At 38.1% G+C, this 17,244-nt stretch carries 16 protein-coding genes; 5 read left to right on the forward strand and 11 right to left on the reverse strand.

Going from position 1 to position 17,244, the window contains the following annotated elements; genetic code table 11:
* Nucleotides 1-37 precede the first annotated feature (37 nt).
* Both ACXYMX_RS08065 and ACXYMX_RS08070 read left to right on the forward strand, forming a co-directional pair.
* A complete protein-coding gene (locus ACXYMX_RS08065) occupies nt 38-454 on the forward strand; it encodes a universal stress protein (RefSeq protein WP_459043738.1) in 417 nt (138 codons plus the stop codon).
* Nucleotides 455-477: 23 nt separating this feature from the next.
* On the forward strand, nt 478-1,500 hold the full coding sequence (locus tag ACXYMX_RS08070; protein ID WP_459043739.1) for a P1 family peptidase: 1,023 nt from the start codon (nt 478-480) through the stop codon (nt 1,498-1,500).
* A gap of 85 nt (nt 1,501-1,585) precedes the next feature.
* Here ACXYMX_RS08070 and ACXYMX_RS08075 read toward each other — a convergent pair whose 3' ends face one another.
* The 8 genes from ACXYMX_RS08075 to ACXYMX_RS08110 form a co-directional block, all read right to left on the reverse strand.
* Nucleotides 1,586-1,795, reverse strand: coding sequence for a hypothetical protein (locus ACXYMX_RS08075; RefSeq protein WP_459043740.1), 210 nt, complete (start codon nt 1,793-1,795; stop codon nt 1,586-1,588).
* Between the two features lie 505 nt (nt 1,796-2,300).
* Nucleotides 2,301-2,660 carry a Na+/H+ antiporter subunit G gene (locus ACXYMX_RS08080; protein ID WP_459043741.1) on the reverse strand — a complete coding sequence of 120 codons (360 nt, stop codon included), beginning with the start codon at nt 2,658-2,660 and terminating at the stop codon, nt 2,301-2,303.
* Nucleotides 2,638-2,922: a Na(+)/H(+) antiporter subunit F1 gene (locus tag ACXYMX_RS08085; protein ID WP_459043806.1), complete on the reverse strand. Its 285-nt coding sequence runs from the start codon at nt 2,920-2,922 to the stop codon at nt 2,638-2,640. Before ACXYMX_RS08085 ends, ACXYMX_RS08080 begins: the two co-directional genes overlap by 23 nt.
* Complete coding sequence (locus tag ACXYMX_RS08090) at nt 2,922-3,404, reverse strand: Na+/H+ antiporter subunit E (protein WP_459043742.1); 483 nt, start codon at nt 3,402-3,404, stop codon at nt 2,922-2,924. The genes ACXYMX_RS08085 and ACXYMX_RS08090 overlap by 1 nt, the downstream gene beginning before the upstream one ends.
* A 26-nt stretch (nt 3,405-3,430) precedes the next feature.
* On the reverse strand, nt 3,431-4,915 hold the full coding sequence (locus ACXYMX_RS08095) for a Na+/H+ antiporter subunit D (protein ID WP_459043743.1): 1,485 nt from the start codon (nt 4,913-4,915) through the stop codon (nt 3,431-3,433).
* Nucleotides 4,908-5,246 carry a Na(+)/H(+) antiporter subunit C gene (locus ACXYMX_RS08100; protein WP_459043744.1) on the reverse strand — a complete coding sequence of 113 codons (339 nt, stop codon included), beginning with the start codon at nt 5,244-5,246 and terminating at the stop codon, nt 4,908-4,910. Before ACXYMX_RS08100 ends, ACXYMX_RS08095 begins: the two co-directional genes overlap by 8 nt.
* Before the next feature lie 3 nt (nt 5,247-5,249).
* Nucleotides 5,250-5,675, reverse strand: coding sequence for a Na(+)/H(+) antiporter subunit B (locus ACXYMX_RS08105; protein WP_459043745.1), 426 nt, complete (start codon nt 5,673-5,675; stop codon nt 5,250-5,252).
* Nucleotides 5,668-8,070, reverse strand: coding sequence for a Na+/H+ antiporter subunit A (locus tag ACXYMX_RS08110; RefSeq protein ID WP_459043746.1), 2,403 nt, complete (start codon nt 8,068-8,070; stop codon nt 5,668-5,670). The genes ACXYMX_RS08105 and ACXYMX_RS08110 overlap by 8 nt, the downstream gene beginning before the upstream one ends.
* A gap of 295 nt (nt 8,071-8,365) precedes the next feature.
* Between ACXYMX_RS08110 and ACXYMX_RS08115 the strand changes: the two genes are divergently transcribed.
* Nucleotides 8,366-9,034, forward strand: coding sequence for a histidine kinase (locus ACXYMX_RS08115; protein ID WP_459043747.1), 669 nt, complete (start codon nt 8,366-8,368; stop codon nt 9,032-9,034).
* A gap of 66 nt (nt 9,035-9,100) precedes the next feature.
* Here ACXYMX_RS08115 and murB read toward each other — a convergent pair whose 3' ends face one another.
* The 3 genes from murB to ACXYMX_RS08130 all read right to left on the reverse strand — a co-directional run bounded on the left by murB (nt 9,101) and on the right by ACXYMX_RS08130 (nt 11,108).
* On the reverse strand, nt 9,101-10,021 hold the full coding sequence (gene murB, locus ACXYMX_RS08120; protein WP_459043748.1) for a UDP-N-acetylmuramate dehydrogenase: 921 nt from the start codon (nt 10,019-10,021) through the stop codon (nt 9,101-9,103).
* A 178-nt stretch (nt 10,022-10,199) separates the two neighbouring features.
* Nucleotides 10,200-10,577, reverse strand: coding sequence for a hypothetical protein (locus tag ACXYMX_RS08125; protein WP_459043749.1), 378 nt, complete (start codon nt 10,575-10,577; stop codon nt 10,200-10,202).
* A gap of 180 nt (nt 10,578-10,757) precedes the next feature.
* Nucleotides 10,758-11,108, reverse strand: coding sequence for a thioredoxin domain-containing protein (locus ACXYMX_RS08130; RefSeq protein ID WP_459043750.1), 351 nt, complete (start codon nt 11,106-11,108; stop codon nt 10,758-10,760).
* A 230-nt stretch (nt 11,109-11,338) separates the two neighbouring features.
* On the opposite strand from ACXYMX_RS08130, the gene ACXYMX_RS08135 reads away from it, so the two are divergent.
* Together ACXYMX_RS08135 and ACXYMX_RS08140 are read left to right on the forward strand one after the other, a co-directional pair.
* Complete coding sequence (locus tag ACXYMX_RS08135; protein WP_459043751.1) at nt 11,339-14,383, forward strand: efflux RND transporter permease subunit; 3,045 nt, start codon at nt 11,339-11,341, stop codon at nt 14,381-14,383.
* A 307-nt stretch (nt 14,384-14,690) separates the two neighbouring features.
* On the forward strand, nt 14,691-17,132 hold the full coding sequence (locus ACXYMX_RS08140) for a sensor domain-containing protein (RefSeq protein ID WP_459043752.1): 2,442 nt from the start codon (nt 14,691-14,693) through the stop codon (nt 17,130-17,132).
* The last annotated feature ends 112 nt before the right edge of the window (nt 17,133-17,244 follow it).

Genomic DNA, 17,244 nt, shown 5'->3' on the forward strand with positions numbered 1-17,244 from the left:
TTACTACATGAAGATTTTACAGAGGAGAGGTTATTTTATGTATAAGAATATACTTGTAGCTATAGATGGTTCGGATAACTCCAAGAGGGCCGCAGCTCATGCCGCACATATAGCATCGTTGAGCACTGAAACTAAAGTGGGCCTAATTTACATTCTAGATTACGACCCAAGGACTTACATGGGGCAAGTAATATCCAGAGACGATTTACATAGCAACAGAAAAAAGCAAATCGAACCTATAGAGACGATATTCGATAATAAACACATTACTCATGAACTTTTCATTACACACGGAGAACCTGGACCAACTATCGTCCACTTTGCCAATAACGGTCCTTATGATTTAGTTATTGTCGGTAGCCGCGGATTAAATACGCTTCAAGAGATGATTCTCGGAAGTGTTAGCCACAAAGTAGCAAAGCATGTAAAAGCCCCTGTTTTAATTGTAAAATAGGTGCATAATTAGGAGGCCAGTCGATGGAACGCGGCAAATGGAATGCAATTACAGATGTGCCCGGGGTACAAGTTGGGCATGTGACACTTAATGAACAACTACCAGATAATGAAGCTGTTTGTACGGGGGTAACAGCAATTCTCCCCCATAACGGAAATATTTTTGAAGAAAAGGTACCCGCAGCAAGTTTCGTCTTAAACGGCTTCGGTAAAACGGTGGGACTGATACAAATTGAAGAGCTTGGCCTACTTGAATCTCCGATCATGCTAACGAACACTTTTAGTGTAGCAGCCGTTTTGGAAGGTACTCTTTCCCATCTACTTAAAGAAAACGAGACCATTGGAGACTCAACAAGTTCTTTAAATATTGTTGTAGGAGAGTGTAATGATAGCCACTTAAATTCGATGCGTCTCATGAAAGTCAAACCTCTTCATGCCACTGAGGCTATTCAGCAGGCTGAATCAGGGCCATTGGAACAAGGAGCTGTTGGTGCTGGGAAAGGTATGATTTGCTACGGTATGAAAGGCGGTATAGGTTCTTCCTCGAGAATTGTAAGTGAAGGCGACTCACAATATACAGTTGGCGTGTTAACTCTAACTAACTTTGGTAAAGTCAATGAGTCCAATCTAAATGATTGGTTGACAAAAAACGAATTCGAAACTCTTGCTTCACAACCTTACTCTGAAGCAGATGATATAAAGCCTGATGGCTCCGTAATGATCGTTGTAGCAACAAATGCACCTGTCAATGAACGCCAGTTAAAACGCTTTGCTAAGCGGGCAGCAATTGGGCTTGGACGAACAGGGACCCACGTCCACAATGGAAGCGGCGACATCATCATCGCTTTTTCAAATGGACTAACTATCCGACATACTAGCGATGCCTTAACCAATACATACGAAGTACTGCGCGATGACCATCCTGTAATGGCTGATCTTTTTCAGGCCGTTATTGAAGCGACCGAAGAGGCTGTCTATCAGTCTTTGCTGCATGCAGAAACAACGACTGGGCGCCTAGGACGTATTGTGGAAAAGTGGTCTGACTAAAATTCTTCTCACTAATTTTTACCTTTAACAAAAAATTGCCAACTTCTATTAACAAAGAAGTTGGCAATTTTTTCGTTTCCTTTACTTATAGCTCATCTTTAAGTGGTTGACACTCTTCACATTTACGCTGGTTTTTATTTTTAAATTTAGTGAATGTTTTTTCAAAGTTATTTCCACATGTACATTTAAAAAGTAACTTTTGAGAAAAACCATGATATTCTGTCGACAACAACTGACTCTCCGAATTCTTCTCAACAAATTCTTTAATTTTACCGATTGTCCATTTCTTATTCATAATAATGTTCCTCCGCCTGCTAGATTGCTCTATAATTTGTACGTCCTATTAGTATAGCGTTAGTGGTCCGCTTTAACATAATCAAACACTTCAAGTCGTATATTGTTCGTTATCACGGGAGATTTCCCTTCATTTTATGAAACGTTGATTTAAAGCAATTACTTTTCCTTTTGAATACGGGATTTTCTTTGATCCGCGGCACTTAATATAAATAAAACGCCAAATCCCCAGATAAGTCCCTGAATGATTACTATCATCCATTCTTGAATAGTAAGAAGTTGCGAAAACACAAATAAAAACAGTGGACTAAGTATGTTTAAAGACAGTCCGATTAGAAGCGCCTTTTTTTCAGGTAACGATTTAATTTTAGTTAAAATCAGAATCACTCCCTTGGATTACTGACTACTTGAAACAATCTCTTTGATCATTTTAAAATAACATCGTTTCTATTCAGGACATTTATTCACAAGTAAAGGAGTGGAACTCAGGCTCCTCCTACCAAGTTCTACTCCTTTTTCTTGTGCAACTCTTCATATAAATCATCTGTTCCAGATATATCTGCCAACTTAACTTTTGACCGGTACGCAGCTCGGACAAGAAGATGCCCCGCTACTGGAGCCGTTAAGAATACGAAGACAATTCCTAAAATAAGTCGAACACTAATAAAGTGCTCACTAAACAAGAAGTACACAAATGCACCAGATAACGTTAATAAGACGGCAAGCGTTGAGCTCTTCGTTGCTGCATGGGACCGAGTGTAAACATCAGGCAAGCGAATCAGACCGAAAACACTGATGACACTCATTATTCCGCCTGTCAAAATTAAGAAAGCACCTACAAATTCACCGATCTCGTCTACGTTCAACAATAACACCCCTTAAAATAAATTTTGAGTAAGCGATTGTACCGATGAAAGACAAGATCCCTAAGATTAGAATAACTTCTAAAAACGCTCGCGTATTCAAAATGACCGAAATGACCGCAATTGAAGCAATTAGATTAACCCCAATCACATCTAACGCAAGTACCCGGTCAGGCATTGATGGACCAAGGATAATTCGAAGGAGCGCAATTCCAATTGCAACCGCAAACAACACGAGTGAAGTTTTGAGCATTATTTCAATTATCATCTCGTTACCTCCATTATTGCCTTCTCAAAATTTTTCAGCTGACTGAGAATTGCCCCGCGTTCATTTTCAACGTCCATAGCATGTACGAATAAAACGTTGCCCTCTGGCATGACTTCCATAACGACAGAACCAGGAGTTAATGTCAAAAGAAGTGAAATCATTGTAATTTCCAAATCACTGCGAAGTACTGTCTCATATCGGAAAATCCCTGGTTGAATTTTCAACTTAGGACTTAATATTTGTCTAAGTACAATGATACTGGATTGAAATAACTCTCTGTTAAAAATGAAAAATAATTTTAACACTGCAAACAGTCTTCGCAAATAAAAGCGAGTTCCAAAAAAGCGGTGCATGATAAAAATAATTAAAATACCTACAAGGTAACCCGCAAAAAAAGTAGTGAATTTCAGCTCATCTTCGTCTATTAATAGCATCCATAAAAATGCAATGAATATATTCAATAATATTTGCGATGGCATTCTCATTCACCCCTTCTTCTTTTAATTTAATCATGTTCAATCAATACTGCCTCAATGTAGATTTGAGGATTCATTAATGTATTCGCCGCATCTTGCACATAGATTGCTAGTGACTCCGCACCTAATCCGAGTGCGATCGTTGCGACACCTAATATGACACATGGTACGAGCATCCCTTTGGTAAGCGGAACTTCATCGTCCTCACTAATAATTGTTTCCCCCCAAAATGCGTTCATGAATATGCGCAGCAATGAGTAAAGAACGAGAATACTTGAAATGAAAGCTATTGCGAGTAATGGAAACGAACCTGCTTCAATCGCCCCTTGACCTACAAGTAATTTTCCGATAAAACCACTCAACGGTGGAATCCCAGCGACCGACATAACTGTTATAAAATACAACCACCCTAAAAGTGGATAGTTCCTAATCAAACCACTCATATCACCTAACATCGCTGTTTTTGTTAGATAAATCATCGTACCAGCAAGCATAAATAACAACGCTTTAATAAACATATCGTGAATAAGGTAATAGATAGCACCTTGGTAAGCTGCTTCAGTTGAAACCGCTAATCCAACGAGAATAAAACCTACCGTTATGACAACGTTATAAGATACAATCTGACGAATGTCTTTGTAAGCAATCGCTCCTATGCTACCACCAATCATCGTTAGTGCAGCCATGATTCCAATCAACGTATGTGTAATTGATGGTTCATGGTAAAAAATGAGTGTAAACATGCGGAACATCGCATAAATCCCAACCTTTGTAAGAAGCGCTCCAAAAAGTGCAGCGATTGCAGTTGGTGGCGCACTATAAGATCCAGGCAACCAAAAGTAGAGAAGCAACCCTGATTTGAGGCTAAACACAAGCAGGAATATAACTCCAATCGTTGTAAGTAATGGACCTTGTCCTACCTCCGCAATACGCACAGATAAATGCGCCATGTTCAGTGTGCCTACTGAACCATACAAATAAGCTATAGCGAGCAAGAAGAACCAAGATGACAATACATTTATCACTATGTACTTAATGGACTCCACAAGTTGAATCTTGCGACCACCTAACGTAATTAGTGCATACGAAGCAAGTAGCATAACTTCAAAACAAACAAATAAGTTGAACAGATCACCTGTTAAAAATGAGCCATTCACACCTGCTATTAAAAACAAAAAGAACGAGTAAAAGTACATGTTCTCACGGGACTTCCCTATCGAATAAAAAGCATAGAGCAAGACGATAGACGAGACAATTGCCGTCGTAAGTACCAACAGCATTGAAAATGAATCTGCAACGAAAACGATACCATAAGGCGCTAGCCATCCACCAAAATTTAGTTGCAAAATCCCTTCTACCTGAATTAAATTCAGTATATAGACACTGAGGACCGCAGTCGCAACAAGACTAACTAGGCTAAGAACCCTTTGAAGTTTAATAGACGAACCAAGAAATACAAGCAAAATCCCAGTCAATAATGGGATTATCATTGGCATAACTACAATATTATTCATGTTTGAATCCTCGCAATGCATCAAGATCATCAGTACCCATTTCTTTATACGTACGATAGGCCAACACTAAAATAAATGCCGTTACTGCAAAACTGATTACAATAGCCGTTAATATAAGGGCTTGCGGCAATGCGTCCGTATAGTTTGCTGCTTTTTCACCCAATAATGGAGCGGCACCTGTTTTTAATCCGCCCATCGCCATCAATAGTAAATGAACGGCATGAGATAGTATCGCAGTGCCTAAAATAATCCGTATCAAACTTCTGGAGAGTAGCAAATAGACTGCGACCGTCACGAGGACTCCGACAAGAATCGTTATTAACGTTTCCATAAGCTACACATCCTCACTTATACTTAAAATAATTGTAACGACCACACCAACCACCGTCAAAGCTACACCAGCCTCAAAGAAAATAACCGTGGTTAGTTCTGTCATTCCAAAAACCGGCAAATTAAAATAATCAAAAGCCTGTGTTAAAAAGGGAGCTCCAAACACTACTGAGCCAATTCCCGATAAAACAACGAGCAATACACCAAATGCAGCAACCTTTTTAAAATCTACCGGAATTCCCTCTAATACAGTTTCAATATCCGTAACTAAAAATAAAAGGACAAACGCAGAAGAAAGGACTAACCCTCCGATAAAACCACCGCCCGGGCTATTATGTCCGGAAAAGAACAACTCGATACCAAAAGTCAATATGATGAAAATAACGATTTTTGTAACCGTGGATAATATGACATCATTGATTTTAAACATCGTTCTCCCCCTTGCCCGCTTTCAATTTAATTAAAGTGTATACACCAATTCCAGCGATAAACAAGACGACAACTTCTAACATTGTATCGAAGGCACGGAAATCACCTAATATTGTATTGACTATATTTTTTCCACCTGCTAATTCGTAAGCATCTTCAAAGTAGACGGATATCGATTCAAATAATTTGTTGCCTTGAACCGAAAGAGCGATTACCGTTACCGTTAAACCTACAGACACCGCAATTATGCCATTCGTAATTTTTGTTCGTTTGCTCGAAATCTCTTTTTTCCATTCCGGTAAATAATGAAAACATAACAAGAACAGCGCAGTCGTTACGGTTTCTACGACGATTTGCGTGAGAGCTAAATCTGGCGCACGAAACACTACAAAGAAGATCGCGATTGAATAGCCCAATACACCATTCAATAAAATTGCTGTTAAACGCGACTTTGCAAAAAGAATCGCAATGCCCGCCACCATCATAACGAGGACAATCATCCAATCATATACCATGATTGGTGCATCCTCAGACATATCGAACGAATAGCTCCCCGTCCAAATAAGAACACCACCAACAGCAGCTAAAAAGAAGATGAATATATACACGAGATAATCACGTAAATAGCCCGTCATATAAAACCTGGTAAAGACATTCGAGAAGCTCTCCAATTGACTTATAAATCCATTATAGAGCGCATTGAAATTCCAACCCCTTGGTTCGAATGTATAAACGACTCTCCAGTAGCGCAATAGGATATACATGACAGTCCCTAGAGCAATTACACCAAGGGTCATAAAGAGCGCTGTATTTGCACCATGCCACACTTGGATGTGCGGCGTTAATTCAGCTGCGCTCGGAAACGTCGGATAGACTGCGGCCATTGCCGGCTGTAAAATATACTTTCCAATGACATTCGGGAAGAAGAAAATTCCTACAACAAGTGCCGCGAGAATAGAAGGTGCTAGAAGCATGCCTTTCGACGCTTCATGTGCTTTTCTATCTAAGCGATCTGGCTGATGCTCTCCAAAAAATGTCTGAAACACAATAATCATGGAATACACAAATGTAAATATACTTGCTATCCAGGCAATTACAGGGAAGAGAACTGTCCAAGAACTCATTTGAAACAAATCCAATGTACGGATCATCAAGACCGATTCAAAAAACATTTCCTTGCTCAAAAATCCGTTGAACGGTGGTAGACCAGCCATAGAAAAACTTCCAATTAAGGCAATTGTAAATGTCACAGGCATAATCGCCATGAGGCCACCTAACCTACGAATATCGCGCGTACCAGAATTATGGTCAATGATCCCGACAACCATAAATAAGGCACCCTTAAACGTCGAGTGATTCATAAGGTGGAACAATGCAGCAAATGTAGCTTGCGTATAGATCACTGAATCGGCACTATAACCGGAGTTCAGCGCCGCAGAACCCATACCGAACAAACTCATAACAAGCCCAAGCTGACTAACCGTTGAATAGGCAAGAAGTGCCTTCAAATCCGTTTGCCGAACTGCGTTGAATGAACCCCAGAACAACGTAATCATTCCCACGCATGTTACCGTGTAAAACCAGATGCTTTCTCCACCGAATATAGGTGTGAAACGCGCTACAAGGTAAATTCCCGCCTTAACCATTGTTGCTGAGTGCAAATAAGCACTTACAGGCGTTGGGGCTTCCATTGCATCTGGCAGCCATATATGAAATGGAAACTGTGCCGACTTCGTAAATGCACCGAGCAATATGAGTATCATTGCCACGATAAAAAGTGATTCATCTTTATATTGGCCAATCGACAGTAAAATTTCTCGAATACTATACGTTCCTGTCAATACATGCAGTATGATAAATCCAACTAGCATTGCAATTCCACCAGAAACGGTGATAAGTAAAGACTTTTGTGCACCGTATCTTGATTGTTTCCGATGGTACCAAAACGCAATTAGTAAAAATGAAGAAATACTCGTTAATTCCCAGAACACATAAAGAACCATTAAGTTGTCAGAAAAAACAACTCCGAGCATTGAGCCCATAAACATCAGTAAATATGCATAAAAATGACCCAACGCTTCTCTTTCAGTTAAGTAATAAATTGAATAAAGAATGACAAGGGTACCTACGCCTGTGATTAATAGAGCAAATATCATACTTAAACCGTCCAAGTATGTCGTAAAGTTAATGCCGAAAGACGGAATCCACTCAATTGTTTTTATGTATGTATCACCTGCAGCAAGTGAAGGAATATATCGTGCAAGTACTATGAATAAAAGAAGTGGGATTGATAATACAAACCAACCAATATTCACGCTATGTACTTTTCTATAAATAAATGGGATACAGGCAGCCGCCAAAAATGGGATGAGTATTGCCAATAGGATAGTGTACAATTTCAAAACTCCAATCTGTGACTCGATGAACCACTATATTTCAATGGGGGAACTTGACTCTTGTCATGACAGACAGGATAATAGAAAGCTACAGAGTAATTCTAAATGGTAATAAGTTGAAAAGCGGAGCGAATTTCCGATAGGTATTTATTTGATTATACACTAATATAGGCTTAGTCGCACTTTATACCCTTAACACGAATCGCAGTCTTGTAAAACTTGGTCTGTTCGTATATAATAACTTACGTTTTCAAATGAAAACACACTACTACAATGTAAGAGGTGAAGAACCGTCATGGGCAAAGTAAAAGGTCGAATGGACGAGAGCATTCTCGTTTGTGTCTACTACGGTCCAAATGGTGAACGTCTCATTAGACGTGGGCATAAGATGGCAAGTATTATGGATTGTCCCTTGTATATTTTAACTGTCGACCCACTTCCATTTGATGAATTTGACGCGGAAAAGTCGGAATATATCGAGCGTTGGAAAGAACTTGCGGAAGAGTTAGATGTCGATGACTTTTTTATTCGTGATAACGAAAAAAAGCCTTCTGCAAAAGTAATCGCTGAAGTCGCCCACCAAAATAATATTACACAAATTATCATCGGTCAAACGGCACAAAGCAGATGGGAAGAAATCACAAAAGGTTCCTTCATGAACGTCTTGTTACGTGAAATTACATTTGTCGATTTTCACGTTGTTTCTGTTGATCGCGCTATAAAAGATGAAGTAGAAGGTATGTTTGAAAAAGGGGTACGGGCCTACCTTGTGAAAGACCAAGATGGTTATCGCATCAATTTTACTTTGTCGAAAGAGGTACAATTCGAAGGCATTTTCTTCAAAGAAATTGGAACTGATTTTAACAACGGAGTATTTAAATTCATGAGTAACCACAAAATGTGCCAGGTCCACATTACCGACGATAAAGTGGCTGACCCATCTCTAATAAAATGTAAAAATTAATAATAAAAGTAAAACGGATAACTCAAACTTTTGAGTTATCCGTTTTTTTATTTGACGAGGCCACAGCTACTCCACCCTTTCCTCGCCAACAATTTTCACTTCAAGTTCAAGATCGATCCCAAAATTCTTTTTCACTTCTGATTTCACCATTTCAATTGTGCGAATGTAATCTGATGCCGTTGCATTATTTTTATTGACGATAAAACCTGCATGCTTAGTAGACACTTCTGCCCCACCATATCCTTTACCTTGCAGCCCGGAATCTTGAATCAATTTACCTGCAAAATAGCCAGGTGGTCGTTTAAAGACACTTCCAGCGGAGGGATACTCAAGTGGTTGCTTGGATTCACGCTGAAACGTTAAGTCCGCAACTTTTTCATCAATTTTTTCTTTTTCACCTTTTGAAAGTTGAAAGTCCGCTGATAATACAAAGTAACCTTCCTGCGTAATGACACTTTTTCGATACCCAAGCTCAAGCTCATCTTTTGATAAAACAAGAAGCTCTCCCGACTTAGTTAACACCGTTGTTTGTACGATGATATCTTTAATTTCACCACCGTAAGCACCCGCGTTCATCGCCATTGCGCCACCGACAGACCCCGGAATGCCACAAGCAAATTCTAACCCTGTAAGCGTCTCTGCAGCTGCTCGTTTGGAAGCATCAATGATAAGTGCGCCACTTTCCGCATGCATCCTATCTCCTTCTACTCGAATCTCATTCAACTCGGATAAATGAAGAACAATTCCCCGTACTCCGCCATCTTTAACAACCATATTGGACCCATTGCCAAGAAGCAATAAAGGTATTTGATTTTCATATGCATAGCGAACAGTTACTATAGTTTCTTCGATTGTTGCAGGAATAACAAGTAAATCTGCTGAACCTCCAAGCTTTGTCATCGTATATTTACTAAGTGGCTCATCTATTTTTAGAATTCCTAGAGTGATTTTTGATTTAAGTTCATTTAACCATTGATGTTTTGACATCAACATTCATTCCTTTCGATTGAAACCTTTTCACCTCTATTAGTATGCTTTGAATCTTCAATTTTGACAAGGAATTACCTATCTTTTTTCATTACCTGTTTTTAATGTTTTTGGAGACGTTTCACAGATTTGAATATAGTCCAATAAAAAAAGAACCTACACCAAATAGATTCCCCTTTTACTTATCCATACTCATTTCAAATACATCAATTACATTTTTATCAAATAAGACAGAAATCACCACAGAATCTCTTTCAAAGAAACGAACACTATCACTACTTTTCCCCTCCATAGCTATCCATCCCCAATCTTCTATTTCATCGAGGTATCGTTGTTGTGGTTCCTCCCCTGATTTTCCGCCAATATTTCTTAACTTATATTTGGCAGATTTTGAAATTTGACCCGTACACACTTCGGGTCTCATTTGCGAGGCATTTTTCGGCACAGGAAAACTATAGTTTATTAAAGACATCCGGTAGCCTTCCTCATCATTAAATGCATTGGTACAACCTGTCATCATGCTTAGAATTAACACTAAAAATAAAATCTTTTTCATCTTTCTGTCAACCCCCACACGTAAATGCCACAACCCTATAGTTTTACAATACTAGAATTTCACTCACCTGTCATTCGTAAATTCCGTGAACTAAAAAAACACTGAAAAATCATTCAGTGTTTTCGTTCGAACTTATATTATGCGCGGAGTGAAAAATAAAATCCACCGTTCGCAACAATGTTATTTATTCATATATGTTTGGATTTCTTCTTCTGACATTGAAGAATCACATTTAACGTTTACCGCTTCCCCTTTAGTGTAGATGAAGCCAGGAACCGTCGGAATGTCGTATTTTTTTCTGAAAGCTGTGATACCCTCCATATCCGATTCTTCAACACTGTTCACATAATAGATATGTGTGTTTGTTTCTTCCGCAACTTTTTTAAGTTTTTTAACAAAGTTTTGGCAATAAGGACATACTGCTTTACCGATATAAATTACCGCTTCAGCTTCTCCGTTTACCAACTCCTGCGCCTTTATAGAGTCGATTTTGTCAAAACCTGATACATCTGATTCATACATTGCAATCATTATTCCATCTCCTTTCACTAGTATCTCCATTATACAACAATGTTTTCATACTCAAACTGATTACACTTATCGGTTTCACCTGTGTACTATGACATACATTACTGTATATAAAACTTCATCTTTCCCCCGCTTTTAAGGTTCTTAGAATATAAATATTCGGTTTACTATTGTAAGATTAAGGGGATTAGAAGTTTTAAGATTACTTACTATATTTGGGGGGATTTACACAATTGACTTATTTGCTTAATCGGAGTAAATTATTTATTTTCTTAATTTTTATACTTATGCTTGTTGGAGCTTACACATTTTTAACGCTGCCTAAACGAGAAATCCCCGAGACGCCGGTTGATCTTGCTATGGTCTCTTCCATCCTTCCTGGTGCAGAACCGGAAGAAGTAGAAAGAACAGTAACCAATCGGCTCGAGCGAGCTATCAAGAAAGTAAGCGGTATCGATTCAATGAATTCTATCTCTGTGAACTCTGCTTCGATTATTACTTTGTCATTGAAAGACGGAATCGACTCTGAACAGACGATTAATAAGATTCAGCAAGAGGTTCAACGTGCTGCTAGTGAACTCCCTGAAAATGCACAAACACCTGAAGTAAAAAAGCTCAACTTAGCATTTCCACTCGTTTCATACATGTTTACTGGAGATGAGGAAGCACTTTCAGAGATGGAGACTTCCCTTGCCCGACTTTCAGATGATATTCAGTCTATTGATGGAATAGCAGGAACAACTGTTAAAGGATTTAATGAAAAGCAAGTAATCATTTCACTGGATCCCGACAAATTAGCTGAAAATAGGCTTCAGGCATTCGATGTACTAAGCGCTTTGCAACAAGCGAATCAACCCATTTCACTCGGCACACACTTTGACGGTAAGGAACGCGTCTTATTGACAGTGAAACAGGAAGACGGAGTTGAAAAGCTAAAGCAAATCCAAATCGGATCTACTGCTATACCGTTGGCAAAATTAGCCGACATTGAGGACACAGTAAAAGACGCAAAAGACATTGTGACTTTCGATGGTAAACCTGCAATCTCTTATACAATTTTCCTTCAACCAGGTCAAGACATCCCTTCTATGGACAGGATTATTGACAAGAAGATAGACCCGTACATGAATGATTTGCCTAAAGAAATAACAGCACACACGTATGAATCACAGGCAAGAAATGTGAACTCGATATTCAACAGTTTGTATATATCTCTTCTCATTGCAGTCATGGCAGTGCTCATAGTAACAACTGCTGGACTGACATTGTTTGGTTCATTTGCGGTAGCGTTTACCGTCCTTGCATCCGTGCTTATTGGCCTCATTCCAATCCCACAAATGGGCGTAGATTTGAACCTCATTTCAGTAATCGGACTTATAATTGCTATCGGAATACTCGTTGATGACAGTATTGTGGTAAATGACAATATTCAACGACGCTATAAGCTAGGAGATTCACCAATGGACGGTGCCATTAATGGCGTTAAAGAAGTCTATACGTCGATAATTTCTTCGAGCATGGCCATTGTTGTAACTTTTTCTCCATTACTTTTCCTATCTGGTGGAAACGGAGCATTTATTAAAGCTCTTCCTAGTATCTTGATCACGACAATTATTGCATCGACGATTTTATCAATCACACTTGTCCCAATGCTTCAATTCATCAAGACAAAAAGACGCAATCAGAAAATATCAGATACGCCAGGATTCCTGGGTAAACCATTAGAAAAAATAGCTATCTTCTACTCTGAAAAAGTATTACGTAAAGTCTTGAAGCGCCCATTAATCGTCGGAATAGGAGGACTAGGGGTAGCAACTGCACTTTTGTTTCTAACCTTATTAACTCCGTTTGAATTCTTCCCAGCTGCAGATAAAGAAGAAGTAACGATGAACGTTCGACTTGCAGTAGGAACAACCATTGACGAAACAAATATTGAAATTCAAAAGATTATTGACGAAGTTTCAAATGAGGATGAAAACGTTAAAGAAACGGCTATTTTCACGGGCACAGGCCTTCCGAATCTATTTGCCGCATCTATGGATAACACGGGAGAAAATACCGGGCAAGCAGTGTTTCGCGTGGATATCGACAAGACAACTGCTTCCGACTTCATCGATAAATGGGAACCCGTATTACGTGAGCGTTATAGGGACGCAGAAATCTTCCTAGGTACGATTGTTCAAGGACCCCCTGTTGGTGCACCAGTTACCGTTACGATTACAGGTAAGGATATCGACCAACTCGCACAGTTACGGGATAATTTAAAAAACCGCTTACTTGAAAACGGCGCGAACATCGTAACGGATAACTTGGGAGAAGCCGTTCCAGCTATCCAGTACATGCCGAATCGTCAAGCACTTGAGGAGAACGGAATTTCCTTAAGCTTAGTAACGAATCAATTGCAATTAATGACCCAGGGTATACCTTTGTTTGAAATTTATGAAGGTGATACTTCTAGACAGGTTGTGTTAAAAGAAAAAGGTGTGGTTGAAGGAGAACCGATTGACTTCTCCGAAAAAGTCATCCCTTCCCTATCAAGTCAAGGACCACCGAAATTTATTCCAATGGATGAATTACTATCTTCAGAAAAAACGACACGAATTGCCCAAGTCCCTCATGAACAAGGGGAACGAGCAATTACGTTAAAAGCTTATGGTACTGCGGATGGATTCAAAACAAATATGTTAGATGCTGCAGAGAAAGAAAAGAAAGAGCTACCTGAAGGATATACGATTTCCACAGGTGGAGAGAATTCAGATCAGCAGGCCTTTTTTACTGAAATCGGAATTCTATTTCTAGTTGTACTATTGCTTGTGTATTTAGTAATTGCATTCCAATTCAAATCATTCAGCTTGCCATTCCTTGTGCTGTTTGCAGTGTATCTAGGTATGTCTGGAGCGATTCTTGGTCTATTCATTACTCAAACACCACTAAGTTTCCTTGGCGTCATGGGGATTGTCTCATTGACCGGGATTGTAGTGCGTAACGCCGTCGTACTTATTGACTTCGTAGAAACACGTCGCCATCTTGGCAATATGGATATTATTGAAGCCATTGTAGAATCTGGATACGTGCGCATCAAACCAATCATTTTAACTACTCTAACTTCGATTGTCGCCTTAATCCCAGTTGCTGCATCAGGTGATCCGTTGTTTGAAGCACTTGCAATAACAATTATTGCCGGGCTTGCATTCTCTAGCTTGTTTACATTGGTGATGATTCCATCGTTGTATCTTGTGCATTATAAATTTATTGGACATAAAGCAGAACGTATATAAATAAATCGCCAAAAGATCCAATTCGTTCTTAAACGAATTGGATCTTTTGATTTTAAAGTATTCTTAAGGGAAAAAACTTATTCTTCACACCACCTCCCAAACTCCAATATAAGAAAATGAAAATACAATAAATCAGTCACTAATTCAGGCATTGATAGTTTCTACTTACACCTGTATTATGGAAATAACATAGTTCATTTTATTCACCGCCGAAATAGTGCATTTTGAACTACCATAAGATCAGAATGGTAGTAACGTGTTTATATGAGTGTTTTCTATAGCTTTGTAGAGAAATGAGGATGCTTTTATGGAATACTATGCATTGAGTGAGTATGTATTATCTATTTCGATTGCAAGTATAGCCGCTTTTATAGGAATAACCGTCATAAAGAAAATTGATATCGTTGAAAATAATAAACCTAAAGTACATATTTCTTCGATTGTTTTTGGTGCTATTATTTGCTTTATGTATCTCAACACCTATTTCTTTGAATCATATTCAAACACTACTTTAGTGTTCGGTTTATTCGTCTTTCTTTATAGTTTTTTTGCAGTTAATACCGCAATTAATACAATATGCTATAGAGAAGTTTCATTTTTGAAGTTAGTAGCGGGCTCGATTATCTTTGCCTCTTGCATCAGTTTAGTGAACTCATTCGACATTTGGAATGAAATGGTAAAAAATAACATTAAAATGAATCTTTTGTTGTTTATTAGTGCAAACCTTTTACTGATTGGAAATACAATCGCTACGATTCGGTTCATCCGCCAATTAAGGGCAATCAAAAAGATAAGTATTCAATGGGTAATCTTCGGAAGTATTGCTATTGGTATAGCATTTGCAAGTATTCGATTCACTCTTTTTTCCAGTATCACTTTATTTTCTACGGTAGACCTATTTGACAATCAAAATTTCGCAATTTCTAATTCACTTTACTACAACAATACGTTGCTCCCTTTAACAATTAACGTGTTTGGTTTAGTTTTCTTAGAATTATTTACTGGCTTCGTTTCAGATTTTCATAGTAAAAAACAGAAAGAACTTATTAGTGAAACCAAACAAAATTACCAAGCCCTATTTGATAATCAAGCGATTGCAATTTTTTCATTAAACACTGTTGGACAAATAGTTAAAGTGAATAATGCAGTAAAAGAAATGTTAGGTTTTCAATTAAAGGAGTTACAAGAAAAAAACTCGTTTAATGAACTGATTTATTGCGATCAAAACGAAGACTTTTTCATCTATTTAAATTCCGCAATAAAAGGCGAATCACAAATGTTTGAAACAAAGTTGTTCACTAAGTCAGGAGAATATGTGAATGTACAAATCACATTAGTTCCCCAATTCACAGAAGATGAAATTGCTACAATTAGTATTCTAGCTAAAGATATCTCTGATATTTTTGAAGCAAGGGAAGAAATTCGACATATGGCGTATCACGATGCACTTACTCGACTTCCTAACAGAAGATTTTTTAAAGAAGAGTTAGATCGGAGAATAACAAGTTCTACTAGCGATACTCGAATGGCAGTTTGCTTTTTGGATTTGGATCGTTTTAAGTTAATAAATGATGTGTTAGGTCATCAAACCGGTGATGAACTGCTTACCGCAATCTCGGATCGTTTCAGATCATTTATTGATAAGGATGTGTTGATCGCGAGATTAGGTGGGGATGAATTCACTTTTCTATTTCCAAACGTTGCTTCAGTAAATAGTCTTCAAGAACAAGTAGATGAAATTATATATCAAGTACAGACCCCCTTTCTCATTGCCAATCAGGAACTTTATATTACTGGTAGCTTAGGTATCTCTTTATTCCCCCAGGATAGTCTAATGGGGGAAGACTTAATGAAGTTCGCGGATATGGCAATGTATAATGCCAAAGATAAAGGTAAAAACACGTTTGAATTTTATCATAATTATTTAATAAACCTAGATCCTAAACAATTATTATTAGAAGGGGATCTAAGAAAAGCGGTTAAAGACAAACAATTCGAAGTTTATTATCAGCCTCAGATAAATATTTCTACCGGAAAAATCTTTGCTGTAGAAGCCCTACTTAGATGGAATCATCCCGAGGAGGGAGTTGTCGGAGCGAGTGATTTCATTCCGCTAACCGAGGATAATGAATTAATAAATGAATTAGGGGACTGGGTGTTAGTCGAGTCTTGCAAACAGGTCAAGATTTGGCAAAACGAAGGGTATAAGGAATTGAAGTTAAGTGTGAACGTTTCATTCAAACAATTTTACAATCAAAACTTTATTCAAAAAATTAAAGATGTATTGGAGTCGACCGGTTATAATCCTCATCTTCTTGATTTAGAAATAACTGAAAGCATGGCAATCAAAGACGTAGCCTATGCTATAAACAACTTTGAGGAACTAAGAAGTCTTGGTATATCGATTAGTATGGATGATTTCGGAACGGGATACAGCTCCTTAAATCATTTGAAAAGTTTCCCTATTGATCGCTTGAAAATTGATGGTTCACTTGTTCAGGATATTGCACATGATCCAAAGGCTAGAACAATTATTACTACTATAATTGTTATGGCGAATAACTTAGACTTAATTACGTTGGCAGAGAAAGTCGAAACGATTGAACAATTGGACTTTCTAAAATCTATTGATTGCGACGAGGTTCAAGGCTATTTTTACTCCAAGCCTTTAAACAGTCAGGAATTGATTGATTTCTTGAAAGATAATTTCAATAGAAGTTTGGAAGTAACTGATGCAACTCAGATCTAATTTTAATGCGTTAGCTAAAGAAGCTAGATTTATATATCAACTTTTATTGTTCATCTGAATATAAAAAAATCAGAGTTAAACCTAATGTAAAGGTTTACTCTGATTTTTTGTT

This window comes from Sporosarcina sp. CAU 1771 (assembly GCF_054482775.1).

Excerpts from the sequence above, each read along its gene's own strand:
- murB (WP_459043748.1), bottom strand. The coding sequence starts at position 10,021 with ATGTCAAAACATCAATGGTTAAATGAACTTAAATCAAAAATCACTCTA.
- ACXYMX_RS08075 (WP_459043740.1), bottom strand. The coding sequence starts at position 1,795 with ATGAATAAGAAATGGACAATCGGTAAAATTAAAGAATTTGTTGAGAAG.
- ACXYMX_RS08130 (WP_459043750.1), bottom strand. The coding sequence starts at position 11,108 with ATGATTGCAATGTATGAATCAGATGTATCAGGTTTTGACAAAATCGAC.
- ACXYMX_RS08090 (WP_459043742.1), bottom strand. The coding sequence starts at position 3,404 with ATGCCATCGCAAATATTATTGAATATATTCATTGCATTTTTATGGATG.
- ACXYMX_RS08100 (WP_459043744.1), bottom strand. The coding sequence starts at position 5,246 with ATGGAAACGTTAATAACGATTCTTGTCGGAGTCCTCGTGACGGTCGCA.
- ACXYMX_RS08095 (WP_459043743.1), bottom strand. The coding sequence starts at position 4,915 with ATGAATAATATTGTAGTTATGCCAATGATAATCCCATTATTGACTGGG.
- ACXYMX_RS08140 (WP_459043752.1), top strand. The coding sequence starts at position 14,691 with ATGGAATACTATGCATTGAGTGAGTATGTATTATCTATTTCGATTGCA.
- ACXYMX_RS08115 (WP_459043747.1), top strand. The coding sequence starts at position 8,366 with ATGGGCAAAGTAAAAGGTCGAATGGACGAGAGCATTCTCGTTTGTGTC.
- ACXYMX_RS08125 (WP_459043749.1), bottom strand. The coding sequence starts at position 10,577 with ATGAAAAAGATTTTATTTTTAGTGTTAATTCTAAGCATGATGACAGGT.
- ACXYMX_RS08065 (WP_459043738.1), top strand. The coding sequence starts at position 38 with ATGTATAAGAATATACTTGTAGCTATAGATGGTTCGGATAACTCCAAG.
- ACXYMX_RS08105 (WP_459043745.1), bottom strand. The coding sequence starts at position 5,675 with ATGTTTAAAATCAATGATGTCATATTATCCACGGTTACAAAAATCGTT.
- ACXYMX_RS08070 (WP_459043739.1), top strand. The coding sequence starts at position 478 with ATGGAACGCGGCAAATGGAATGCAATTACAGATGTGCCCGGGGTACAA.